A 23,596-nucleotide genomic window follows, 5' to 3' on the forward strand; every position below is an offset into this window, starting at 1 on the left:
CCGCCGCCTCGTACGATCGGAGTCGGCCTCGCGGACCACTGGCGACCGGCTCACGCAGCGCATCCGGTCTGCTGTGGACGGACGCCGACCCGCGACCGGACGGAGTATCGTACGCACCGACTGTAGTGGTCGATCGCAAGGAGCGCGAGGGTGCCAGATTCCCAGCCGGGGCAGCGGCTCGTCGCGGGGCGCTACCGGTTGGAGACCGTGCTCGGTCAGGGTGGCATGGGTGTGGTTTGGCGGGCGACCGACGAGCTGATCGGCCGGGTCGTCGCGGTCAAGGAGGTCCGTGCCCCGCTCGGTCTCGCCGGCGAGGAACGGCGGCTGTTCGGTGAGCGGGCGCTGCGGGAGGCACGCACCGCTGGGCGGATCAACCATCCGGCGGTCGTGGCGATCTACGACCTTGTGCCGGCGAGAGGCGACGACGAGGCCGTCTACATCGTGACGGAGCTGGTGGACGCCCCCACGCTGGCCGACCTCCTCGACCGGGAGGGGCCGTTGCCGCCGGCCCGGGTGACGGCGATCGCCGTACGCATGCTGGACGCGCTGAAGGCCGCGCACTCGGTCGGGGTGGTGCATCGCGACGTCAAGCCCGGCAACATCATGGTGCTTCCCGGCGGAGGGGTGAAGCTGCTCGACTTCGGCATCGCGCAGGCGGCGGGTGACGCCCGCCTGACCCGGCACGGCATGATGGGCTCCACCGGGTATCTCGCGCCGGAGTTGTTCCACGGCAGCGACCCCACGCCCGCCGCCGACCTCTGGTCGGCGGGGGTGACCCTCGCCCAGGCCGTCAGCGGCGAGCTGCCGTTCGAGCGTGGGTCCACCGCGGCCACCCTGCACGCCATCCTCTACGACGACATTCCCGCCGTCCGGTGCGGGGAGCCGTTGACCACGGTGATCACCGGCCTGCTCACCCGGGACGTGGCACAACGGCTCACCGTCGAGAAGGCCCGTGATCTCCTCGACGTTCCACTCGGCGCCAGCGCCACGGGCCGGCCGGACGTCGCTGCCGCACACGAACAGCACAGCGGCGACGGTGACGCCGCACCCGTCGGCGACTCCTGGGAGCGGCGGGCCACGACCTTGCATTCGGACCGATCGGCACCACCTCGCCAGCGAAAGAGCGCCCCGGGGCCACGGACGTCGGCGACCACCGCGCCGGCGATGAGCTTGCAGGTGGTGCTGCCGGCGGGGCTCCGAAAGACCAACACCAAGGGTCGGCTGGCCATGCTCGGCCTCTTCATCTGGGCGACTGCCGTGTGCCTTCCCGTTGCGCTCGCACCGGGTGCTCCCAGCTGGCTGGAGCTGCCGTATCTAGGAATGATGGTGGCGTTGCTGTTGGGGGCGCTGCCAACCGTCATCGAGCCGTGGTCCGGCACGCTCCGTCTCGATGCTCGCTCTCTTCGGATGGCGGGCGCACGCGGCAAGCCGGCGGTGATGCAGTGGAAGCAGATCGCCAGCATCACGGTCGGGCCAGCCGACGAACAGTCGAGCGATCGCTCCCGACTCGGCATCGGGTACCCGACGGGCACGCGATTCACCTCGCTAGCACGCCGGTGGACCGCCGGGCTGCGCGAAGAGCATGAAGAGGGCGGCCCGATGTGGATCGTCGGTGACATCGGCATCAGCCCGGCCAAACTTGTGGAGAGACTGCGGGCGGTCGTCCCCGACCAGGTCGAGATCGTCGGCCCGGTCCCCGAGATGGCGGAGTGGTCAGCCCGATATTTCCAACCGTTCGGCCCCCGGCGGCACCTGGCCGTGCCGTGGGGTGCGGTCATGGTCGCTCTCATCCTCGGCGGGCACATCTATCTGATAGTCCGGCCGTGATCCTCCGGATCGCCGTTCGGGACATCGACACAGGGGTCACGCACGACGTCGAGATCACCGCGTCGCCGACCACGAGCGTGCGATCCCTGCTGGCCGCGCTTCCCATTCCGGCCACCGGCCGTCGCTGTTTCGTCGGGGCCCTCGCGCTGGACCCGGCTGCGTGCCTGGCCGACAGCCCTCTGCTGGCCGGCTCCGTGCTCAGCGTGGGCGGTCCCGGCCCGGCCGGTCGCCTCGTCACCGACGGAGCGGTGGGCGTACTGGAAGTGGTGGATGGGCCGGACGCGGGCCTGGCCGTCGCGCTGCGGCCCGGCGCCCACCCGATAGCGCGCAGTTCCTCCGCGGCGCTGCCGCTGCGGGACACGGACGTGTCCCGCCGGACGCACGCCCTGCTGGAGGTGTCGCCGGACGGCACGGCCACCATCACCGACGGCGGATCGAGCAACGGCACGATGGTCGACGCCGCCCCGGTCACCCACACGATCCCCGTTTCGTCGACAAGCGTCGTCGAGATCGGCGGCGACGAGCTGCGGTGGACGCCCCTGCCGGCCGGGGCGCGACGGCTCGTGCGGGCCCCTGATGCTCGGGTCGACTTCGACCGCGCCTTCGCCCGCGTCCCGGTGATCCCCGCCATCGAGGTGACTTTGCCGCTGCGATCGACTGTCGCCCGAGGCCCGGCGGCGGCGGGGACCCTCGCGGCCGCCGGGATATTCGTGGGGGCCGCCGTTCTCACTCACCAGCCGCTCCTGCTGGCCGGCATGGCGGCCTCGCTCGTCGGCTTCCTGATCAACCAGTCCGCGCAGGAGAAGCAGGACGCCGAGCGCGAGGCCGAGTTCACCAAGGCGAAGAAGGCCGTCGAATCGACCATCGCCGCCCAGGTCAAGGCCGAGCAGAGGGTACGCCGGGCGCTCGCGCCGGGCCCCGCCGAGATCGTCGACATCGCCGGTGGTGTGCGATCCGGTCTGTGGACCCGCCGCGCCGGGTCACCGCAGGCGCTGGCGTTGCGTGTCGGCACCGCCGATCAGCCGGCGTCGGTGACGGTACGTGGCGAGCCCTGGCCGGAGTTCCGCCCCCCGAACCTGTCGGCCGTTCCGATCAGCGTGGACCTGGGCGCCGTCGGTGTGCTCGGCGTGACCGGCCCGGACGAGGCGGTCCGCGACGTCCTGCGGTGGCTGTTGCTGCAACTGACCACCCTGCGCGGCCCCGACGATCTGCGGATGGTGCTGCTCAGCACCGCCGAGGTGGGCGCCCTGGCCTGGGCGCGATGGCTGCCGCACGTCGACGCGGGCGACACCGCGCCCTACTCGTGTCGCATCGGCAACACCGCCGCCACTCGCACCGAGCGCGTCCGCGAGCTGCGTACTCTCGTCGCGTCCCGGCGTGCCGAGCGCGACCCGCAGCGGTTCGCGGAGGTGGTCGTCGTCCTCGACGGCGCGCTGGCGCTGCGTGACCTGCCCGGGATGGACGAGGTGCTGCGGGACGGGCCGGCGGTCGGGGTGTACCTGATCTGCGCGGACCGGCACAGCATGAACGAGTGCCGGGGGCTGATCGAGACGTCGGGGGGCTCGGCGCGGCTCACCGGCAGCCCGGACGGCCAGGCGGTGACAGTCGACGCCGACCGGATCGATGCGACGACCGCCGAGCGGCTGGCGCGGGCGTTGGCGCCGATGCGGGACCGCGCGACCCTCGGGGCGGCCCAGAACGCCATCCCGCGCGCGGTGCGGCTGCTCGACCTCCTCGACCTCGGTACGCCCAGCGCCGCCGACGTGCTGGCGTTGTGGGAGAGGGGTCGGGGCCCGCGTACCCGTGTCGTGCTCGGCGCGGACGCGACCGGGCCGGTGTCGGTCGACCTCGCCGGCCAGGGTCCGCACACCATGCTGGGCGGTGCGACGGGGGCCGGTAAGAGCATCCTGCTGCAAACCCTGGTCACGTCGTTGCTGCTGGCCAACCGGCCGGACGAGCTCAACCTGGTGCTCGTCGACTTCAAGGGTGGCAGCGCCTTCCTGCCCTTCGAACACTGCCCACACGTCGTCGCCCTCATCCGTTCCACAGGCGAAACTCCCGCCGACGTGTTCGACGAGGCGGCGGCGGCCCGGGTCCTCGCCTCGATCCGGGCGGAGGTGAGCCGGCGCGAGTCCCTGCTGGCCCGCTACGACGGGGAGATCGACAGGTACTGGCAGAGGCGTCAGGGCGGTGCCGACCTGCCGCCGCTGCCCCGACTGGTGCTCATCTTCGACGAGTTCGGCCGCGTGCTGGACGCCTCTCCGGACTTCGTCAGGGAGTTGGTGAACGTCGCCGCGAAGGGCCGCTCGCTCGGCATGCACCTCGTGCTGGCCACGCAGTCGTTGCAGGGCAAGCTGTCGCCGGAGTTGAAGAACAACGTGTCCCTGCGGATCAGCCTGCGACAGAACGAGCCCGCCGACAGCACCGAGGTGCTCGGCGTGGCGGACGCCGCAAGCATCCCCGGCGCGCTGCGCGGGCGCGGCATGATCCTGTGCACCACGGCCGAGAGTCGCGTCCCGCAACCGTTCCAGTCCGGCTATCTCGGCGACCCGCCGCCCGCTGGCGGTGCAGCCCCGGCCCTGGTCCGGGTCCTGAGCCCGACGGACCTCGGCGCCCCACGACCCACTGTCGCGCCGACGGCCGGCGGCGGTCCCACCGACCAGGAACTCGCCATCGCGGCGATCGAGGACGCCGCGGGTCGCTCCGGGTTGACGGCGCCCTTCCGACCGGTGCTGCCCCCGCTGCCGGCCACGCTGACGGTCGACGAGCTTCCGTCCCGGTGGACCGCCGCCGCGCCGACGACCGCCGTACCCTTCGGCCTCGCCGACGACCCGGTACGCCAGGCGCAGCCTGCGGACTTCCTCGACCTCGCCGGGGTCGACCGGCTCCTCGTCGCCGGCGGTCCGCAGTCCGGCCGGACGACCTTCGCCCGGACCCTGATCACCGGCCTGGTCGGCCGGTTCCGCCCCGACCAGGCCCACCTGTACGTCGTGGAACGGCACCCGGCGGGCCTGGCCGAGTACGCGGCGTTGCCGCACTGCGGCGGGGTCTTCTCGCCCGCGGAACCCGACCGGATCCGTCGCCTGGTCACCTGGCTCGACGAGGAGGTCCAGCGCCGCACCGGCACCGCGCCCTCACCGGACGGAGCGCGGCCGCACATCGTGGTCGTCATCGACGGCTGGGAACACTTCGAGGACCACGGCGACCCGGCCTTCGTCGAGACGTCCCTGGTCGCGACCCTGCGCGGCGTCATCAGCGCGGGTACGCCACTCGGGGTGCACGTCGTGCCGATCGGCGGCCAGGACATGCTTAACCACCGGCTACCGACCCTCTACAACCGGCGGCTGCTCCTGCCGTTCCCCAAGGAGGAGACCCGGCGGGCGCATTTGCAGAGCGGCATGGCCAGTCCACCCGCCCTCCCCGGCAGGGCCGTCGACGCCGGCAGCGGACGACACGTGCAGATGTGCCTACCGACCCGGTCGGTCACGGACCTCGCCACCGCGTCACCCGACACGCCCGCGCACCGGCTGCCCCGGCGGTTCCCGGCCCTGCCGTCCCGGATCGACCTCGCCGCGCTCGACACCCCTGCTGCGGACCGGGGCCGGTCGACGTGGATACCGCTGGGAGTCGGTGGACCCGACACCACAGCCGTCGGCGTCGACCTGTTCGAGGCCGGCCCACACCTGATGCTGATCTCCGGGACCGGTGGGACCGGCCGCACGACGGCGGCCGCCACGGTGGCACACGCGCTGCGCCGACGCGGCATCGCCGTGCTCGCCGTCGCGCCGCCGCAGTCTTCGCTGCCGGGGATGCTCCCCGACGACCCCGGGCTTCGGATCCTCACTGGCGCCGCGATCAGGGACACCGACCTGCGCGAGGCCGTCGCGGCGTTCGGCGACGAGCGGTACGCGGTGGTCGTCGACGACGTCGACCGCATCAACGTGCTGCCCACCGAGCAGGGCTTCGCGAGCAGCCCCACGCTGCTCGACGACATCGTCCATCCGGCGGCGCGCGGCCGGCGGGCCCTGATCGTCACCGCCGACGCCACACCCCTGTTGACCGGTTTCCCCAGCCCGCTCACCCGCCTGGTCAACGCCGTCATGCTGACCGGGACACGACTCGTGCTGGCCCCGAGCAGCCGGATGACGGCGGTGGCCCACACCATCACCCTGGAACCCGACCAGTACCTCACCGGCCCGCCCGGGCGCGGCTACCTCTCCACCGGTCGTAGCCCGGTACTGATGCAGGTGGCCGCACCGGGCTGAGCCGCAGCTCCCTCGGTGGCGTGACGAAGCCGCGAGCGGGATCGCGGCCGCCGTCCTCGCGCTGTTCAGCGTCGCATGGGCTTCTCCGCCCGCCCCAGGAAGGGCCGGCATCACTGGTCGAGACCCTTTGGAGCTGATGTCGTAAACGAATCGCCCTCTCGCCCCGCCCGCGTGATTCGTTTGCGGCATCAGCTCCAAAGGCGCCCACCCCCACTGCCGGCCCACAGTGCCTCGCCCCCGCCCCGCCCCGCCCGCGGGTCGAGGGTCGAGGGTCGAGGGCCGAGGGTCGAGGGTCGAGGGTCGTGCGACGGTGAGAGGTAGCGATCTTCGGTACGGTCCGCTCGTGATCGTCGTGAACGTCGACCAGGTGATCGACCTGGCATCGGCCTCGTGGTTCGTCGGTTCGGAGCACGCCGACCGGCCGTAGGAAAGGTAGTCATCGGGCCGACGCCCAGCCGGTGAAGCGTTGGGTCAGGTCGGCGGGTGGGACGCTCGGGTTCAGCTCTGCCAGGTTGGCGGAGGCCTCGGCCTGGAGTGTCGCCAGGTGGACGAGCAGCGCCGGGCGGTCAAGGCGGTACTCGCCGAGGAGGCGAAGCTTCGCAGGCGAGCAGGGCCACGCGATGCCGCAGGTGCCGCAGCGCCAGGTCGGGCGCACGGGCCGGTGGTCGGGAGATCGGCGTGACATCAGCCGACCCGGACCGAGCCTCGTCGGACGGGACGTCGAGCGGTGGGCCGGCTCGGCGGGGAGGTGAGGCGTTGTGCGCCGGACGGCATCAGGTACAGCTCGCGGCGGGCGATCGCGTCACCATGAGGTCCGAGCTGGTAGGCGTCGATCCACAACCAACCGTGGTACGTGTGCCGGTCGGTGAGGGCGCGGATCACGCGGACGATGATGGGCCGGGCGAACTGTGGGCTCGCGGCGCGGGTCAGGTGCAACAGGTCACCTGACCGCACCTGCGGTTGCTGGTCGATGGGCATGATCCCCCCTGGCAGGCGTTGGGAAGGGGCCGCCCCGTGAGTGCTCGCCCAGAGGGGCGGCCCCGCTACGAACGCGTCCGCCGGGTCTCAGGTCCTCCACCGGCCGCGCCGCTGGTGACACTCTGCTGTGGAGGCCACTACGCTCGGAAGGTGCTTCGCTGCTTCGGGCTGAGGTGGCGAAGAGTTCCACGTCGGGCAGTGGCGTGAGTAATCAATCTTCCGGTTTGGGGAGCACTGAATGGCCGATTTGCCGCACCCGCTCGCCGCATTCATCGTCGGCGAGATCCGTCGCGCCCGAGGGGCCTCCGGCATGACGCAGGAGGCGTTCGGCCGAGGTGCCGGCTTCAGCGCCTCCCACGTCAGCGCCGTGGAGGGCGAGACGCGAGCGCTGACGATGGACTTCATCAAGGGCGCCGACCGCGCATTCGCCAATGGCGGCCTTTTCGAACGCATGGTGGGCAAGCTCGGTGCCCCGTCGTGGTTCCTGCCGTGGCTCGACGCGGAGCGCGTCGCGACTCAGCTCCGGTCCTGGCAGCCGTCCCTGGTGCCCGGCCTGCTCCAGACCGAGCAGTACGCCCGAGCGGTCATTCGCTGCGACGACACCCTCAGCGAAGACGAGGTCGACAAGCGGCTCGCTGCCCGAATCGACAGGCAAGCGATCCTCGCTCAGCCGAAGGCACCGCAGTTCGTCGCGGTCATCGGGGAGGAGGTACTGCGGCGCGCGGGCGAGGACTTTCGGGGGATCATGGCGGGGCAAATCACGCACTTGACAGCAATGGCCGAGCGCCCGAACGTCAGCGTCCACATCGTGCCGGGTGACGTGAGCATGCACGCCGGGCTGACCGGACCATTTATCCTGGCTCGGGCCGCGGACGGTAAGTGGGTCGGCCAGTTGGAGAACCAGCTGGGCGGGCTTGTCGTCAGCAACGACGATGACGTGGCTACGCTTCTGTCGAAGTGGGAGACCATACGCAACGAGGCCCTACCTCGGCGGCAGTCGACCGACCTGATGAAGGAAGTGGTGACGTCATGGACCTGATCGACGCTACGTGGCGCAAGTCCACCCGCAGCGGCTCCAGTGGGGGCGACTGCGTCGAGGTTGCCGACAATCTGGCCGGCATCGTCGGTGTGCGGGACTCCAAGGATCCCGACGGGCCGTCCCTGGTCTTCGGGCCGGCGTCGTGGCGGGCGTTCGTCGCCGAGGTCGCCCGGCCGTCCTGACCCGACCCCGAGAGAGCACGGAAGCGCCCGCCCCCAACAAGGTGGGGACGGGCGCTTCGCCGTGCGGGGACGGTCAGGCGACCACCGACCGTAGCGGCACTCCGGCGGTGCGCAGCGCGCGTACCAGATCGTTGGTGAAGGGGTGCTCGTCGGCCTGGAGTCCCTGCGGGTTGGGGATCACGACGTACGCCGAGGTGCCCTTCGCGGACGTCCGGGCGTCGGTGGTGAAGCGTTCGACGATGGCCCGCGTGCGAGCCAGGTCCGTGGCCGCGACCTCGATGGTGATCGGCCGCCATCCGCCGCCGAGGTCCGCCGCGACCGGCGCGGCGGCGGCGCTGGCGCGCGCCGCGTCGATGCCCGGCGTGCGTCGGGCGTCGGGTGCGCCCGGCGGGTAGAGCAGCGCGTTGGCCACCAGGTGCAGACCATTCTCGTTGTACGCGCGGAAGAGCGGATTGAACGCGAACAGCACCGATCTGCCGGCGCCGGTCGGCTCGTCGACGACGGCGGCCGTGCCCTTCAGGGTGTCCGCGCCGATTGTGTAGCCGTTGGCCCAGAAGGTGTCACCGGTCGGGTAGGTGAGCACGTTCGTCCCGGTGGTGCTGGGGTTGAGGATCGGGTCGTCGTTGTTGAACTCGAAGTCCTCGGCGGGGCGGCCCAGGGCGACCGGGTTGTCGGTGTCGACGTCGACCCGCAGGTGCGAGCCGATCACCAGGTAGTCGGCCGGTTTGGCCTTCTCCGTGGTGGAGGTGAGCCCTGCGGCGCGGGCCAGCCGCGTGCCCTCGTTGCGCAGCCCGACGTAGGTGTGGCCCTGGGCGATCCAGTCCCGCAGGTGGGCCTGCCCGGTGGCGGTCAGTCCCCCTGTCGCGCTGCTGCCGTCGGGGACCAGCAACACCGTACGGCCGGTGAACGCCTCGGTGTTGTCGTTGATGTCGGCGGTGGTGACCGGCTTCAGGTCGAGGCCCCACCGCTTGCCGAGCACGTAACGGGCCTCGCCCTGCGAGCCGGAGGTGGTGGAGATGCCGGTGCCCTGGAACAGTCCGACGTCGGGCAGGGCGAGCGGGGTGCCGGTGGGGCGCCCGCCCGGGGTGAGGGTGACCCCGGCCGCCTTCGCCAGGTCGTCGACAGTGCGACTCAGCCTGGACGCCGGGATCGCGACCCGGCTGGTGGTCAGGTCCCGTACGAGCGGCACACCGCGACCGAGCAGATTGAAGGTGAACTCCGCGGCGGCGGCCGAGTCCAGCGGGTACGTGTAGGAGCCCCACGGCCATGCCAGCCCGCTCCGGCCCCCGGCGACGCCGCGGACGAGCTGAGCCTTCGGCCTGACCTTGTCGCCGGTGTAGATCGTGGACACGCCCATCAGCAGCGGGTTGCTCCACGACGACACGTCGTAGAAGTAGGGGAACGGGACGTACGGATCCTCGCCCATGATCGCCTGGATCCAGTGCTTCTGCGGCTGGTCCATCGGGATCCAGTACGCGCCCTTCGGCACCGTCACGTTCGTGGCGCTGCGGCCGCCGAAGACTCGCGCGGTGGGTACCCGGGTGGGCTGCTGCACCTCGTACACCTCGACGTCCATGCGGCGCAGCCGCTCGACGAGCCGGCGGACGTCGGCGAGCTGCCGGTCGGGCAGCAGGAAGTACGAGCGGATCGTGATGTCGGGCACCGGGAACTGGACCTCGTTGGTGGGCTGCACCACCTCGTTCGGCTCCAGCCTGCCCGCCCGGCCCTCGGCGAGAGCGTCGGTCCAGATGTCGAAGTAACCGTCCAGCACCTCACGCTTGTTGGCGGCGGCCCAGCCGAGCGTCGACCACTGGGTGTGGAACTGCTGCTGCACCCGGTCGGCGACGGCGGACGCGCTGCCCTTCTCGTACGTCATGCCGGCCGCGCCGAAGCCGGCGGTGGGCACGGTGTCGCCGTAGCCCATGAAGAACAGGTCGTACGTGTCGTAGTTGAAGTAGCACTCGGTGGTGACGGTGTCGTCGCAGGCGCCGTTGTAGCCGAAGCCCGCCTTGTTGGCCTCGCCGATCCGGTTGATCCAGTCCACGGACTCGCCGGCGATCTCGTGGTGGATCGGGTCGGCGTTGGGCGGGAAGAAGTACTGCCGACCGCCCATCTCGTGGGCGTCGATGAACACCTGCGGCGGGTAGCGGCGCAGCAGTTCGAGCTTGCCGTCGGTCTCCTGCTGGGTACGGGCGAACCAGTCCCGGTTCAGGTCGAAGCCGAACTCGTTCTGCCGCCGGGTGGCGTCGCGGCCGTCCGGGTTCTGCGTGGGGACGATGACGGTGACCAGGTTGTCGTTGCGCCGCGCGACCTCACAGGACAGGCCGGCGGCCAACTCGTACAGCGTCTTGAGCGCCGCGTCGGTGCCGCTCTTCTCACCGCCGTGCACGTTCGCGGTGACCCAGACGATGGCCGGGCCGTCCTGCGCCGTACGGGCTGCGGTCCGTGCGCTCGTGCGGCGGGGGTCACGCAGGTCGCGTACGTCGTCGGCGATCTTTCGCAGCGCGGAGGGCCGCACGTGACGCTCGTCGGACACCACCGCGTACGGCAGGGGTTGGCCGAGCACGCTGGTGGCCGTCACGCCCGTGACGACCCGGTCGGAGGCGCTGTCGACGGCCTTGAGGTAGGCGCGGACCTCGTCGTTGGTGACCACCCGCTCCTGCCCCGCGCCGAGCGGGAAGCCGAGCGCGGCCTCCGGGCTGGGCACGGTGCTGATCCGTGCGGTCGGGTCGGTGCTGCACGGTGCGGGTCGGGCGGCGCCGGCGGCAGACGTGCCGCCGAGCAGGGGAGTCATGCCGAGTAGGAGCGCGATCGTGGCGGCGCCCGCCAGCCGCTTCGGGGGGAGGGTCCAGAACGGACGTGACGATGGGCCCATGTCTCGGGTTCCCTTCTCGGGGAAAGCCTCGCAGTGGCCGGAGCCTATGAACCGGCCGACACGGCGGTCAAGGGTTGATCGACATTCTTCGCTACAGGGTGTGCCGGTACCGATGCGGACTGGCAGGATGACGGGGTGGGCTCGTCGTCGTCTGGAAGGGGCAGGCCGTGTCGGAGATGATCACGCTCTCGGTCCATCCGGATTCCCCGTCCGCCGATGCTCGGCGGTCGCTGGCGTCCTGGCTGCGCGCCGAGGACCGGCTGCGTGACGGGGTGACCACAACGCCGTCCGATGAGGTGTCGGCCGACGACACGGACGTGCTGCGGGTGGCGGCCGACGGTTCTGGCACCGCCATGGTGCTGGTGCAGGCGATCGCGGGCTGGCTGACCCACCGCCGCGAGGCCGTGACGGTGCGGCTCGCCGGCCCGGACGGATGGTCGGCCGAGCTGGACGTGCACCGGGCTCGGGACATGGACCAGGTGACGGCGCTCATCGAAGCTGCGGTGCGCTCGGTTGCCCCGGAGTAGGGGCGGCTCCCTCGATCAGGTGATCAAGGGAGCCGCGCCACGTGCGGCTACCAGGTGGTCAGGCCCAGGCCGATCGTCTTGGTAAGCGTCGCGTTGTCGTCGTCGCCGTCGAGCGACCAGATCATCGCGCCACCGAGGCCGGTACGCCTGATGTAGAGCATCTTCTGCAACACCACAGCCGGATCGTCGTACGTCCAGAAGGTCGTACCGTCGAAGAGCCAGGCGTGCCCGGCACGCAGGTCGCGGTGCACGGTGTAGCCGTTGCCGGCGAGGGTCTTGAGCTGTTTGTAGTCCTCGTACCCGGCCTCGTAGGTCGCCGGCGCGGGCCCGGCGGCCGGCTGGAACAGGCCGTTGCCGCCGCCGGTGACACCGGTCCAACCGCGACCGTAGTAGGGGATGCCCAGGACCAGCTTGTCGCGCGGCGCTCCACGGGTGAGCCAGCCGCCGATCGCCACCTCGACGGAGAAGTCCGGGTTGTCCGGCGAGCCCGCCGGTACGCGCAGCGCTGACTGCTGGTTGGCCACGGCCTCCCAGCCGCCGTGGAAGTCGTACCCCTGCACTGTGCCGAAGTCCAGGTACTTGAAGATCTTGCGGCCCTCGTAGCCGGCGTCCATGGTGGCCGGGTTGGCCGGCAGGAAGGCGGTCAGCGGGTGGTGCGCGCGTGTCGTGCGGCCGTACGCGTCGAGTTGCCGGCGGAACTCGGCGAGCAGCTTGGTGAAGTTCTCCCGGTCCTCGGGGCGGATGACGTTGCCGGGCTCACCGTCCCAGTTCGGCCACTCCCAGTCCAGGTCGACACCGTCGAAGACGCCCGACGCGGCACCGGGGCTGCCCGGCAGGTTGCCCTTGAGGTACAGGTCGATGCAGGACGCGACGAACGCCTTGCGGGAGGCGTCGGTGCGGGCGGCGTTGGAGAAGTACGTCGACCAGCTCCACCCGCCCAGTGAGATCAGCACCTTCAGGCCGGGGTGCTTGGCCTTCAGCTTGGCGAGCTGGCCGAAGTTGCCGTTGAGCGCCTGCCCGGGTGCGTCGGCGACGCCGTCGACGCTCTCCTCGGCGGGGACCGGCCGCTGGTAGTCGGCCCAGGCGTCGCCCTCGCCCGGCCCGCCGTCCACATAGCAGCGGCCGTCCTCGCTGACGTTGCCGAACGCGTAGTTGAGGTGGGTGAGGCGGCTCGCCGCCCCGGAGGCGTCGAGCTTCTTGACCGTGAAGGCCCGGCCGTAGATGCCCCACTGGGTGAAGTAGCCGACCCGGTGGTAGCCGGGCTGGCGCTCGGGTTTGCCGCCGGCGCTCGCCACGGCGGGCGGGGCGGCGGTGAGCAGCACTGTCGCCAGGGCGACGACGGCGGTCAAACGGCGGTGGCGCAGTTGTCGCATCGGCACTCCCACGGGAGATCAAACAGAATTAGTAAAGACACTTATCTGATTGATGAAGTTAAGCCGATCACGCTCTGCGGTCAAGAGCCGTCGCTCCGCCGCCGTCCCCGCGACGGCGGGTCAGCCGACCTGGCTGTTGTCCTTGAGTGAGCCCCAGCCGTGCCAGCGGTCGATCTCGATCAGGGCGCTGACCCGACCGCGATCACGCCGGGGATAGGCGTTGCCCGTGTAGTGCCGCGACAGCCTGTCGATGTCCGCGAAATCCTCGTCGGCACGCAGCTCGGCGACGTGCCCGACGATGCTGACGTGGGTGTACCAGCCGGCCTCGTCCAGCACCGTGAGCGACACCCGGGGGTCGTTGCGGATGTGCTCCAACCGGCGGCGACTCTCGTCCAGGTTCACCAGGATCCGACCGTCCTCCCACAGGTACCAGGTCGCGGCCGACACCGGCTGACCACCATTGCGAAGCGTCGTCATGACCGCCGGGTTCGGCTTCTGCAGCATCTCGACCGCGGCGTCGGGAAGCGGTGGCTTGGACATGAGGGCTCCTCCTCGCATGAGCGTTTACCCCTGCACGGTACGCACCCGTGCGGCCCACGCACGCCAGGACGCGGATCGCGGCGTGCGCGAGGCCGAGTCGCTCAGCCCAGCCATTGGCCGTCGCGCATGAGGACACGTCCCCGCAGCTCGTTCGCCTCCCGCCAGGCCTGGATGCGCCGCGGCCGGATCACGAAGTACTGGTAGGGCTCGTCCAGCCCGCTCGGGTCGAAGCCCGTCCTGGCCGCGAACGCATCGCGCCTTCGAGGGCCGAGGTCGGCGATGTCCACCGGCTCGGCGACGCCGTCGACGATGACGACGTCGCGCGTCGACCCCAGGCTGAGCCGCACCCGCGCATCCGCCAGCAGGTTCCGGCCGGTGACCGACGCGCGCGGCGTCGCGATGAGAAAGGTGGTCCCGTCCCAGAGGTACGACAGCGGAATGAGGTGTACGCCGCCGGGGGAGCCCGACGTGGCCACCCACAGATCGATGTCGCTCTCCAGCCTCTCGCGCGTGTCGCTCAGCCGCTCCGCAAGCTCACGCGGTGGCACGCCCGCCATGTCTCCTCCAGTCAGGTGCGTGATCCTCGGATGCTGCGCCTCGGCGCGTGCACGTCCCCAGGCGGTGAGGCACATGGCTCAGCGCAGTTCCTGGATGCGGACCATGTTGCCGGCCGGATCGCGGAAGGCGCAGTCGCGGATGCCGTACGGCTGCTCGGTCGGCTCCTGGACGACCTCGGCGTCGCCGGCCTGCACCTTATCGAAGGTGCCGTCCAGATCCCGGGTGGCCAGCAGGATCCACCCGTAGGTGCCCTTGGCCATCATCTCGGCGATGGTGCGCCGCTCGTCCTCGGTGATGCCCGGGTCGGCGGCCGGCGGGGCCAGGAGGATGGACGTGCCGGGCTGGTCGACGGGGCCGACGGTGATCCACCGCATCGTGCCCCGACCGACGTCGCTGCGGACCTCGAAGCCGAGGACGTCGCGGTAGAAGGCCACCGAGGCGTCCGGTTCGACGTGCGGAAGAACTGTCGTGTGAATGGTGATGTCCATGCTGGCCATGCTAGGTAGGCACTCCGGCCCGTACTTCTCGATTCCTGATCGATGCGGCGGATCGCACCCGCGTGCGGGGCGTCGTGGCCGGCCGGAGAGGATGGGGTCATGACCGATCCCGCACTGCCCGGACGCGTCGTCGTCACCGGCGCCACCGGCAAGCTCGGCCGCGCCGTGGTCGCCCACCTGCGCGGCCTGGGCGTTGACGTGCTCGCGCTGGACCGAGTCGGTGGGCGCGACCCCCGCGACGTCGACGGTGAGTTCCTGCTCGTCGACCTGACCGACTACGGGCAGGTGGTGGAGGCGTTCACGGGAGGGGCCGACGAGCACGCCGGCGGCGTCGACGCCGTTGTGCACCTGGCAGCGATTCCCGCGCCGGGGTTGATGTCCAACGCGGCCACGTTCGCGAACAACTCGGCTGCGACGTACAACGTCTTCGCCGCCGCCCGGGCGGCCGGCATCAAGCGGGTGGTGTGGGCGTCCAGCGAGACAGTGCTCGGGCTGCCGTTCGACACCCCGCCGCCGTACGCGCCCGTCGACGAGGAGTACGCGCCGCGTCCGGAGTCGACGTACTCGCTGAACAAGGCCCTGGAGGAGGAGATGGCGCGGCACTTCTGCCGGTGGGACCCCGAGCTGGTCATGGTGGGTCTGCGGTTCTCCAACGTGATGGACGTCGAGGACTACGCGCCGTTCCCCTCCTTCGACGCCGATCCGCAGTCCCGCCGGTGGAACCTGTGGGGCTACATCGACGCCCGCGACGGTGCCCAGGCGGTCGAGCGGGCGCTCGCGTACGACCGGCCCGGCGCGGACGTCTTCATCATCGCCAACGCCGACACCGTCATGACCTCGTCGAGCGCCAGCCTGATGGCCGAGGTCTACCCGGGTGTGGAGATCCGCAAGGACCTCGGCGAACACGAGACCCTGCTCAGCATCGACAAGGCGCGGCGGGTGCTGGGCTACGAGCCCCGGCACTCGTGGCGCGACCACGTCGGCCAGGCGTAGACCGACGCGACAGGCGGCGTCCAGCCGGGACCGTTGCGGGCGGCCGAGGAGGTGCGGTAACTTTTCCGGCACGCCGTCGAGCCGAGAGGAGGTCAGAACAATGTCCGATGTTCTGCGCCCCCTCCGCGCACCGGCGTCCACGCGGAGCTGACCCGGGGCGCTCGCTTTCCGGAGGTCCGCCAATGACCAGTCTGGTCATCCGCCCGCTCGTCGCGGGCGAGGAAAACCTGTTCGACTCCATGATCGATCCGCTGCCCCAACTGCGGCAGATCCCGTACGCCGACGGCATCGCCGGCGGCGGCTACCGACCCGAGAACACCTGGGTCGCCCTGCGTGACGGCCAGGTGGTCGGCCGGGCGGCCTGGCTCCTCCCGCCCGGTGCGGTGGGCGCCCCCTGGCTGGAACGGTTCGACCTGGCCGCCGAGCCGGAGGTGGGCGCCGCGCTGCTGCACGCCGCCCACGAGGCGTTGGGTGGTCCCGGTTGGTACTACGCCGCCCTGCCCGCGCACTGGCGACGCCGACCCGAGGTGCTGGCCGTGGTCACCGCCCCGATGGAGGCGGCGCGGCTCGCCGGGCTTGTCGAACGGGGTGAGCGGCACCGGTGCTCGTGGACGGGCACGCCGCTGCCGACGACCTCCGGGCGGTACACCTTCCGCCCGCCCGTCGACGCGGCCGAGATCAACGCCCTGGTCGCGCGGATCAGCCAGCCGGACGTGCTGACCGGCGCGGAGATCGCGCGTCTCGTCGGCGGCGTCGACCTGGCCACCGATCCGCTGGCCTGGCTGGGGGAGTCCACCGACGAGTGGCGCGTCGGGGTGCGGGCCGGGCAGCCGGTGGGCCTGGTCGGCACGGCCGGCGACGCGTGCTTCCCACTCCTGGCGTACCTCGGGCTGCTCGACGACGCGGCGCGCGGTGAGCTGCTGGCCGAGGCGGTCCGGGTGCTCGCCGCCGGGGGCGCCCGGGAGGTGATCGCCGACGTGGACGCCCATCACGTCGCGGTGCTCGCGGAGCTGGAACGGACCGGGTTCCGGCAGCTCCGCTCGCGCGTGCTGTTCACGCCGCCGGCCGAGGGGGAGTAGCCGTTCGGGGTGCGCCCCTCGTCACCCGGGGCGCACCCCGCACCTGCGGCGACGCCGCCTCCTGCCAGGATCTGTGCCCATGCCGGAGATCATCGCCCTTCTCGTCGGCGGATCGGCGCTCGTCGTCGCGGCGGTCGCCGGGCTCTACCTCTGGCCGCTGCGCCGACGTGAGCTGCGGCTCGTGCCGGCCGACCCGCTGGACTTCGACGCCGCCACCCGCCTCGCCGAGACCACCATGGCGCAGGAGGCCGCGGACCCGCACGTCCGGCCGGAGTCGCGCAGCCGCCTGCTGAGCCACGGCTCGCGTACCGGCAGGGCCGTGCTGCTGCTGCACGGGTACACCCTCGCGCCGGAGCAGTACGACGAGTTGGCCGAGGTGTTCTTCGCCAGCGGTTACAACGTGTGGATCCCGCGGGCGCCGCACCACGGCACCCTCGACCGGCGGGCCCACCACCGGGTCGAGGCCGCCGACCTGACGACGTACGCCGCGCAGGCCGTGACGGTCACGGCGGGCCTGGGGGACGAGGTGGGTGTCGTGGGCATCTCCGGCGGCGCGGTGCTGGCCGCCTGGCTGGCCCAGGTCCGTGGGGACGTCGTCCGGCGCCTGCTGGTGCTGTCGCCGTTCTTCGGCCCCCGGCAGGCGCCGGCCTACGCGGTACGACCGCTCATCACCCTGTACGGGCGTCGCCTCCTGCGCGATCGCGTCACCTCGCGGGGATACTCGTTCTCCGCCGTCACGCAGTACCTGACGATCCTGCGGACGCTGCCGCGCCCGCCACGACGGACCGGCCTGCTGAGCGCGGCAGTGGCGATCAGCCCGTTCGACCTGGTGGTGGACCCGCGCGCTGCGGTGACCGTGCCGCGCCGGATCGCGCAGGCGAACGGCGTCGCACTGCGGGTCTGGGCGCTGCCGGAGTCGTGGGGTGTCCGCCACAACACCCTCGACCTCACCGCGCTCGGCGCCGACGCCGCCGAGGTGCTCCGGGCGTACGTCGACCTCTACGAGGGCGACCCGGTGCCGCCGCCCGCCGCCTGTCCCGCGTCGCCGGCGCCGTTGAACACCGGCGGGGCGTAGCCGACCGGCTTGTCGCCGACGCCGAGGCCGGGGCTCACCACCCAGGACTGGTACTGCGGGGTGAACATGCCGTACGGCAGTCCGAGGTTCGGGGCGCTGGCCTCGTCGAGCCGGCGACGGGCGTCGGCCGGGATCTCGAAGTCGAGCGCCTCGAAGTTGCTGCCGACCTGCTCGGCGCTGCTCGCCCCGATGATCACGGAACCGACGGCGGGTTGGGTGGCCACCCAGTTGATCGCGACCTGCGCCATGCTGCGACCCAGGTCGGCGGCCACGCCCTCCAGCGCGTCGATGACCTTCCAGTCGTCGGGGCTGATCTCCCGACCGGCGGCGTTGGGGGTGGTCAACCGCCCGGCCCCGCTCAGGCCCTCGCTGGTCCGTCGGTACTTGCCGCTGAGCAGCCCGCCGCCGATCGGGCTCCACGCGGTGAGCCCCATGCCGAGGGTCTGGGCCATCGCCACGAACTCCGCCTCGATGCCCCGCGTGACCAGGGAGTACGGCAGCTGCAGGTTGATGATCGGGGCCAGCCCGTGCGCCTCCGCGTAGCTCTGTGCGCGCGCCGCGTACCAGGCCGGTACGTCGGAGAGGCCCGCGTACCGGATCTTGCCGGAGCGCACCAGGTCGTCGAGGGTGTGCACGACCTCCTCGACCGGGGTGATCCGGTCCCAGGTGTGCAGCAGGTACAGGTCGAGGTAGTCGGTGCCGAGCCGGCTCAGCGACGCCTCCACGGCCCGCATGATGTGTTTGCGGCCGTTGCCGCTGGCGTTCGGGTCGGCCGGGTCGACGGTGTTGGTGGCCTTGCTGGTGAGCACGAGCCGATCGCGGACGCCGGCCCTGTCGATCAGTCGGCCGAGGATCCTCTCGCTCTCCCCGGCGGTGTAGAAGTCGGCTGTGTCGATGAGGTTCCCGCCCGCCTCCAGGTACCGCCGGAAGATCGGTTCGGCCTCGTTCTCGGTCTTGCCGTACGCGGCGTGGAACCCGTCGACGCCGAAGTTCATGGTGCCCAGCGCCAGCCGGCTCACCCGCAGACCCGAGCGTCCGAGCAGGTAGTAGTGGTTCATGGTGTGACCTCTCGATCGTGGTGGGGGCGCGGAGCGGGCCGCGCGTTCCCGACCTTTGCTCGACAAATTTGGACCTGCAAGTCCAGAACCGTGGCTAGGGTGGGGCCATGACACGCGCGTTTACCCGCAAGGGCGAGGCGACCCGGGCGCGGATCGTCGCCGGGGCCGCCGCCGAGATCCGCGAACGCGGCGTCGACGAGGTACGCCTCGAGGACGTGATGGCCCACACCGGCACCAGCAAGGGCCAGCTCTTCCACTACTTCCCCGACGGCAAGGAGGAGTTGCTGCTCGCGGTGGCCCAACACGAGGCCGACCAGGTGCTCACCGACCAGGAGCCGATGCTCAGCAACCTGACGTCCTGGCCGGCCTGGCAGGCGTGGCGCGACCGGCTCATCGAGCGCTACCTCGCGCAGGGCGTGAAGTGCCCGCTCAACGGCCTGCTCGGGCAGACCGGCCGACGCGCGCCCGGCGCGCAGGCGATCGTGACCGGGCTCATGTGGCGGTGGCAGGAGAAGATCGCCGTGGGCATCCGGCACATGCAGTCGACAGGTGACATCGCCGGGGACGTGGACGCCGACCGCGCGGCGGCGGCGCTGCTGGCCGGCATCCAGGGCGGCGTGCTGCTGCTGCTCTCCACCGGGAAGATCGACCACCTCGAAGCGGCCCTCGACCTCACCATCGAACGCCTGCGGGCGGACGCCCGGACGACCTGATCATCGCCGCGCCGGGCTATCCTTGTCGCCGATCGGCTGGAGATCGGAGCAGGCGTGGCAGGTGACGACGACATCTCCGGGTGAGCACCCGGATCGGCCGCCGACGGGCGCGTGATCGCGCCGACGTCGCCGCGGCCACTGTCGTCATGCCCTGCTCCCGCCGGGCCACCTGCGTGCGCCCGATCCTCCCTGCTCCGAGGTTTCCATGTCTGTTCGACCCGCTCTCATCGCCCATGACCTCGTCCGTGTCCGGGGTGACCGCCGAGTGCTCGACGGCGTCTCGCTGACCGCCGCGCCCGGCCACCGGATCGGCCTCATCGGCGAGAACGGCACCGGCAAGACGACCCTGTTGCGGCTCCTCGCCGGTGTCGACGAACCCGATGCCGGCACCGTCGTACGCCCACCCCGACTCGGTCTCCTGCACCAGGAGATGCCGCATGCCCCGTCGGCCACCGTCGACGCGGTCCTCGACGACGCGCTGCGCGAGGCCCGCGCCGACCTCGCCGAGCTGGACCGGCTCGGCGTCGCCCTGGCCGACACTCCGGAGGAGTCCGAGCGGCACGCCGGACTGCTGGTCGCGTACGCCGAGGTTCTTCAGCGGGCGCAGGACGGCGACGCCTGGGACGCCGACCGACGCGCCCGCACGGTGCTCGACGGCCTCGGGCTCGGCGGAATCCCGTACGACCGGAGGCTGTCCGCGCTGTCCGGCGGGCAGCGTGGCCGCCTCGCCCTCGCCGCCCTGCTGATCCGCCGACCGGACGCGCTGCTGCTCGACGAGCCCACCAACCACCTCGACGACGCGGCGGCGGCGTTCTGCGCCGACCAGGTGCGCGCCATGCCCGGGGTGGTCGTGGCGGCCAGCCACGACCGGGCGTTCCTGGACGAGGTGTGCACCGACATCGTCGACCTGGACCCGGCGGTCGAGGGCCCGGTCCGCCACGGTGGCGGCTACTCGGCGTACCTGGCGGCCAAGCGCGCCGAGGCGCAGCGGTGGCGCCGCCGCTACGAGGAGGAGCAGGCTCAGCTCGCGGACCTGCGCGAGGCCGCCGCCGTGACAGGGCATCGGGTCGCGCACGGCCGTGCTCCGCGCGACAGCGAGAAGATGGGGTACGGCCACACCGCGGGCCGCGTGCAGAACCAGATCTCCCGTCGGGTCCGCGACGCCACCCGCCGGCTGTCGCAGTTGGAACGTGACCAGGTTCCCGCGCCGCCGCAGCCGTTGCGTTTCCACGCAGCCACCCTCGCCGCCGGCGTCGGTGACGAACCCGTCGTGACGCTGAGCCAGGTGGAGGTCCCCGGTCGGCTGTGGGTGGACCATCTCGTGCTGACGGCCGGCGACCGGCTGCTGGTCAGCGGCCCGAACGGCGCGGGCAAGTCGACGTTGCTCGCCGTCCTCGCCGGCCGACTCGTCGGTGCCGGGACCGTGTGGCGTCGGCCGGACCTGCGCGTCGGTCTGCTCACCCAGGACACCGTCGTCGACCATCCAGGGCGGACGGCCCGTCAGACGTACGCCGACGCCGTCGGAGCGCGGCGGGCCGAGACTGTGCCGCTGTCGTCGCTTGGACTGCTCGCAGCGACGGACCTCGACCGCCCGGTCGGTGAGCTGTCGGTCGGCCAACGCCGTCGGCTCGCTCTCGCGGTGCTCGTCGCCAACCCGCCGGACCTGCTCCTGCTGGACGAGCCGACCAACCATCTCTCGCCACGCCTCTGCGACGAGTTGGAGGAGGCCCTCGGAACGGGACCGGGCGCGATAGTGGTCGCCAGCCACGACCGCCGGCTCCGCGCCACCTGGAAGGGCCGGGAGCTCGCCCTCCCACCCCTTCCGCGGTGACCAAGACGTTTGCGTCATCCCCACCTGCGTGTCGTGACGCCAACCTCTTGATCACCAAGGCGGGGCGGGGGTTGGGGGAGGTTATTCAGGTGGGTCAGGTTGGTGTGGATCACGGTGGTGGCCAGGGCGGTGGTGGTGGGGTTCACGCCGGCCTTCTGCTCGGCGGTGGCGACTCGGACGGTCTGCGTGAGGTACGCGCGCAGGTGCGCGGCGAGCAGGCGGTGGAACGTCATCCCGCTGGCCGACCGCAGCGCGGCCAGCTCGTCGGCGGTGGCCATGCCCGGCATGTCGTGGCCCTCGTGTGGGTTGGTCGTCGGCGCTCCGGCCTCGCCCAGCAGTTCGCGGGACCGGGTCAGGTCGGCACGGTTGCTGGCCCGCATCTCGACGGCCAGCCGTCGCCAGGTGGGGTCGGCGGTCCGGGCCGGCACCAGGTCCAGCACCGGTAGCAGCCGGTCCGTCATCGCCGCCGTCAGTTGCAGCCAGGCGATGTCGGTGGGGCTGAAGGCGCCTGTCGACGAGGCGTTCGACGGTGCGGACGCGACCGGTGCGGACGCGACCGGTGCGGCCGTGGGTGGCGCGGCCGTGGGTGGTGCGGCGCTGTCCGCGGTGCCGGGTGACCCGTTGGCGCAGCCGGCGAGGAGCACCGCCGCCGTGAGCAGCACGACGTGGGCGCGCATACGGCCTCCTCCCGCCCTGCGGCGGCGGGCCCGGCTGACCGGGCCCGCCGCCTCGGGCGCGTCGGTGTCGACTCAGATGGGTCGGCCGTCGTGCCCGCACTTGATGACCGGACGGATGCAGTCCTGGACGCGGCGGGCCATCTCCGCTGTCGGCCAGGCGTTGAAGAAGTCACCGTGCATGGTGTAGCCCGGCCCGGAGGCCAGCCGGAAGTGCGACGGGTCGCCGCTGACCGGGTAGCGCAGCACCTGGCGCAACTTCGGCACGTGCACCGGGTGGGTGCTCGGGCAGGCCTGGTTCACCGGGTACGCCAGGTGGCTCTTGTGGTCCGGGGAGTCCAGGTCGCGACCGTTCCAGCACTGCGGGAAGTCAAGGTACGACTCCAGCATCGTGCCGGCCGGGCAGTTGACGAAGTCCTTCGACGGTGGCACCTGGCCGGCGTGCAGGCAGGACCAGCGGGCGATGCTGTCGTTCGGCCCGGTGGCCTTCGCGTTGCCCGCGACGAGTCGCAGGCCCTGCGGGATCGGTTGGGTGTTGGCGACGACGTCGGCGCGGACACCCTCGCCGAGGTAGTAGAACGTGGCGATCGCCGGCTCCACGGGGACGTTGTCCCGGTAGAGGGTCGGCACCCAGTACGACGAGACGTCCACCGCCGGGTTGCAGGTGCTTGTGGATTTCACCAGGTCGGGGAGTGTGGTGTTGCCGTTCGTCACCGTGCTGCCGAAGAAGCTGTGCATGTGTGAGGCCCCGGGCAGCCCGGGAAAGACGATCGGGTCGTCGGGCAGCCGGTGGCTGTACGTGCAGTCGGCGGGGAACTCGGCGACCCGGATGACGTTGGCGACCGGGGCGGCGTCGGCCCGGTCGGTGGTGGAGACCAGGTACGTGCCGAGCAGCGCCAGCAGAGCGCCGATGGCGGTGGTGAGGCGTATCCGGCGGGGGAGGTGGGAGAGGGGTGCGGCCCTGTCCATCGCGTGACTCCTGTCGGGACGGGCCAGGGATAGCTCCGGCGCCGCCGCCGAAGACGTCGGAGCGTTGCCCTGACCGGACTGGGTGGTGGCCGGTGGATCCCAACTGCTGATCCCGGCTGCGAGAGAGCGCTCTCACTGGTCCAGCTTCACCCCGATGTTGACGCTTGTCAATACATGTCGCAGTTGGTGGAAATGACGAAAAGGGCCGGACCCCGTGGTGGGGTCCAGCCCTTCCGGTGGTGTTGCTGGGTGTGTGGGTCAGCTGGTGGCGTAGCCGCGGGTGGCGATCCAGTCGGCGAGGTGCTCGACGCTGATCTGGTAGGCGGCGGTGTTGGGGTCGGCGGAGTCGGCGATGGTGACGGTGTTGCCGTTGTCGTGGTAGCCGACGACGCTGATGTAGTGCCCGCCCTCGTAGGAGTGGGTGTTGCCGTCGGTGTCGGTGCTGGTGCCGGCGATGTTGGCTACCACGGCGCGGCCGTTGTCGACGGTCTTGACGATGTCGGCGCGCAGCTGGTCGGTCTGCTTGGCGTCGGCGTCGGGCTT

The 23,596-nt window shown here is 71.5% G+C and carries 21 protein-coding genes; 10 read left to right on the top strand and 11 right to left on the bottom strand.

The features are described from left to right. The first annotated feature begins 150 nt into the window (after positions 1–150). Together ACLQ26_RS23355 and ACLQ26_RS23360 are read left to right on the top strand one after the other, a co-directional pair. Positions 151–1,827 carry a protein kinase domain-containing protein gene (locus ACLQ26_RS23355; RefSeq protein WP_425746452.1) on the top strand — a complete coding sequence of 559 codons (1,677 nt, stop codon included), beginning with the start codon at positions 151–153 and terminating at the stop codon, positions 1,825–1,827. Continuing rightward, on the top strand, positions 1,824–6,092 hold the full coding sequence (locus tag ACLQ26_RS23360) for an FtsK/SpoIIIE domain-containing protein (protein ID WP_425746453.1): 4,269 nt from the start codon (positions 1,824–1,826) through the stop codon (positions 6,090–6,092). Before ACLQ26_RS23355 ends, ACLQ26_RS23360 begins: the two co-directional genes overlap by 4 nt. Before the next feature lie 436 nt (positions 6,093–6,528). On the opposite strand, the gene ACLQ26_RS23365 is transcribed toward ACLQ26_RS23360, so the two are convergent. Then, positions 6,529–6,777 carry a flavin reductase gene (locus tag ACLQ26_RS23365; protein ID WP_425746454.1) on the bottom strand — a complete coding sequence of 83 codons (249 nt, stop codon included), beginning with the start codon at positions 6,775–6,777 and terminating at the stop codon, positions 6,529–6,531. After that, positions 6,777–7,070 carry a hypothetical protein gene (locus ACLQ26_RS23370; RefSeq protein WP_425746455.1) on the bottom strand — a complete coding sequence of 98 codons (294 nt, stop codon included), beginning with the start codon at positions 7,068–7,070 and terminating at the stop codon, positions 6,777–6,779. Before ACLQ26_RS23370 ends, ACLQ26_RS23365 begins: the two co-directional genes overlap by 1 nt. A 238-nt stretch (positions 7,071–7,308) precedes the next feature. On the opposite strand from ACLQ26_RS23370, the gene ACLQ26_RS23375 reads away from it, so the two are divergent. Continuing rightward, the gene (locus tag ACLQ26_RS23375) at positions 7,309–8,109 is read left to right on the top strand and encodes a helix-turn-helix domain-containing protein (RefSeq protein WP_425746456.1); all 801 of its coding nucleotides are present in this window, start codon (positions 7,309–7,311) and stop codon (positions 8,107–8,109) included. Then, entirely contained in the window at positions 8,100–8,291 is a 192-nt protein-coding gene (locus tag ACLQ26_RS23380; RefSeq protein WP_425746457.1) for a DUF397 domain-containing protein, read from the top strand. The genes ACLQ26_RS23375 and ACLQ26_RS23380 overlap by 10 nt, the downstream gene beginning before the upstream one ends. Positions 8,292–8,364: 73 nt before the next feature. Here the strand turns inward: ACLQ26_RS23380 and ACLQ26_RS23385 are convergent, their stop codons facing one another. Then, positions 8,365–11,166, bottom strand: coding sequence for a M14 family zinc carboxypeptidase (locus ACLQ26_RS23385; RefSeq protein ID WP_425746458.1), 2,802 nt, complete (start codon positions 11,164–11,166; stop codon positions 8,365–8,367). A gap of 176 nt (positions 11,167–11,342) precedes the next feature. On the opposite strand from ACLQ26_RS23385, the gene ACLQ26_RS23390 reads away from it, so the two are divergent. Continuing rightward, the gene (locus ACLQ26_RS23390; RefSeq protein ID WP_425746481.1) at positions 11,343–11,693 is read left to right on the top strand and encodes an effector-associated constant component EACC1; all 351 of its coding nucleotides are present in this window, start codon (positions 11,343–11,345) and stop codon (positions 11,691–11,693) included. 47 nt (positions 11,694–11,740) lie between these two features. On the opposite strand, the gene ACLQ26_RS23395 is transcribed toward ACLQ26_RS23390, so the two are convergent. The 4 genes from ACLQ26_RS23395 to ACLQ26_RS23410 form a co-directional block, all read right to left on the bottom strand. Continuing rightward, positions 11,741–13,066 carry a glycoside hydrolase family 18 protein gene (locus ACLQ26_RS23395; protein WP_425746459.1) on the bottom strand — a complete coding sequence of 442 codons (1,326 nt, stop codon included), beginning with the start codon at positions 13,064–13,066 and terminating at the stop codon, positions 11,741–11,743. Between the two features lie 120 nt (positions 13,067–13,186). Next, complete coding sequence (locus ACLQ26_RS23400) at positions 13,187–13,606, bottom strand: PPOX class F420-dependent oxidoreductase (RefSeq protein ID WP_425746460.1); 420 nt, start codon at positions 13,604–13,606, stop codon at positions 13,187–13,189. A 101-nt stretch (positions 13,607–13,707) separates the two neighbouring features. Continuing rightward, positions 13,708–14,163: a pyridoxamine 5'-phosphate oxidase family protein gene (locus ACLQ26_RS23405; RefSeq protein WP_425746461.1), complete on the bottom strand. Its 456-nt coding sequence runs from the start codon at positions 14,161–14,163 to the stop codon at positions 13,708–13,710. A 78-nt stretch (positions 14,164–14,241) separates the two neighbouring features. Next, positions 14,242–14,652: a VOC family protein gene (locus tag ACLQ26_RS23410; RefSeq protein ID WP_425746462.1), complete on the bottom strand. Its 411-nt coding sequence runs from the start codon at positions 14,650–14,652 to the stop codon at positions 14,242–14,244. A gap of 108 nt (positions 14,653–14,760) precedes the next feature. On the opposite strand from ACLQ26_RS23410, the gene ACLQ26_RS23415 reads away from it, so the two are divergent. The 3 genes from ACLQ26_RS23415 to ACLQ26_RS23425 all read left to right on the top strand — a co-directional run bounded on the left by ACLQ26_RS23415 (position 14,761) and on the right by ACLQ26_RS23425 (position 17,808). Then, on the top strand, positions 14,761–15,654 hold the full coding sequence (locus tag ACLQ26_RS23415) for an NAD-dependent epimerase/dehydratase family protein (protein WP_425746463.1): 894 nt from the start codon (positions 14,761–14,763) through the stop codon (positions 15,652–15,654). A 182-nt stretch (positions 15,655–15,836) separates the two neighbouring features. Next, positions 15,837–16,733 (top strand): acetyltransferase, encoded by an 897-nt coding sequence (locus tag ACLQ26_RS23420; RefSeq protein ID WP_425746464.1) that lies wholly within the window; start codon positions 15,837–15,839, stop codon positions 16,731–16,733. Between the two features lie 79 nt (positions 16,734–16,812). Next, on the top strand, positions 16,813–17,808 hold the full coding sequence (locus tag ACLQ26_RS23425) for an alpha/beta hydrolase (protein WP_425746465.1): 996 nt from the start codon (positions 16,813–16,815) through the stop codon (positions 17,806–17,808). Here ACLQ26_RS23425 and ACLQ26_RS23430 read toward each other — a convergent pair. After that, positions 17,733–18,866, bottom strand: a complete 1,134-nt coding sequence (locus ACLQ26_RS23430) for an aldo/keto reductase (protein ID WP_425746466.1) — start codon at positions 18,864–18,866, stop codon at positions 17,733–17,735. The genes ACLQ26_RS23425 and ACLQ26_RS23430 overlap by 76 nt on opposite strands. Before the next feature lie 107 nt (positions 18,867–18,973). Between ACLQ26_RS23430 and ACLQ26_RS23435 the strand changes: the two genes are divergently transcribed. Beyond that, positions 18,974–19,579 (top strand): TetR/AcrR family transcriptional regulator, encoded by a 606-nt coding sequence (locus ACLQ26_RS23435; RefSeq protein WP_425746467.1) that lies wholly within the window; start codon positions 18,974–18,976, stop codon positions 19,577–19,579. Between the two features lie 205 nt (positions 19,580–19,784). Then, the gene (locus tag ACLQ26_RS23440) at positions 19,785–21,410 is read left to right on the top strand and encodes an ABC-F family ATP-binding cassette domain-containing protein (protein ID WP_425746468.1); all 1,626 of its coding nucleotides are present in this window, start codon (positions 19,785–19,787) and stop codon (positions 21,408–21,410) included. Positions 21,411–21,424: 14 nt separating this feature from the next. Here ACLQ26_RS23440 and ACLQ26_RS23445 read toward each other — a convergent pair whose 3' ends face one another. The 3 genes from ACLQ26_RS23445 to ACLQ26_RS23455 all read right to left on the bottom strand — a co-directional run. Continuing rightward, a complete protein-coding gene (locus ACLQ26_RS23445; protein ID WP_425746469.1) occupies positions 21,425–22,087 on the bottom strand; it encodes a DUF305 domain-containing protein in 663 nt (220 codons plus the stop codon). Between the two features lie 72 nt (positions 22,088–22,159). Further along, positions 22,160–23,053, bottom strand: a complete 894-nt coding sequence (locus ACLQ26_RS23450) for a DUF1996 domain-containing protein (protein WP_425746470.1) — start codon at positions 23,051–23,053, stop codon at positions 22,160–22,162. Between the two features lie 258 nt (positions 23,054–23,311). Continuing rightward, on the bottom strand, positions 23,312–23,596 hold a 285-nt coding region (locus ACLQ26_RS23455), incomplete at its 5' end, for a C39 family peptidase (RefSeq protein ID WP_425746471.1).

This window comes from Micromonospora sp. DT43, assembly GCF_049841645.1.
Lineage (GTDB): Bacteria > Actinomycetota > Actinomycetes > Mycobacteriales > Micromonosporaceae > Micromonospora.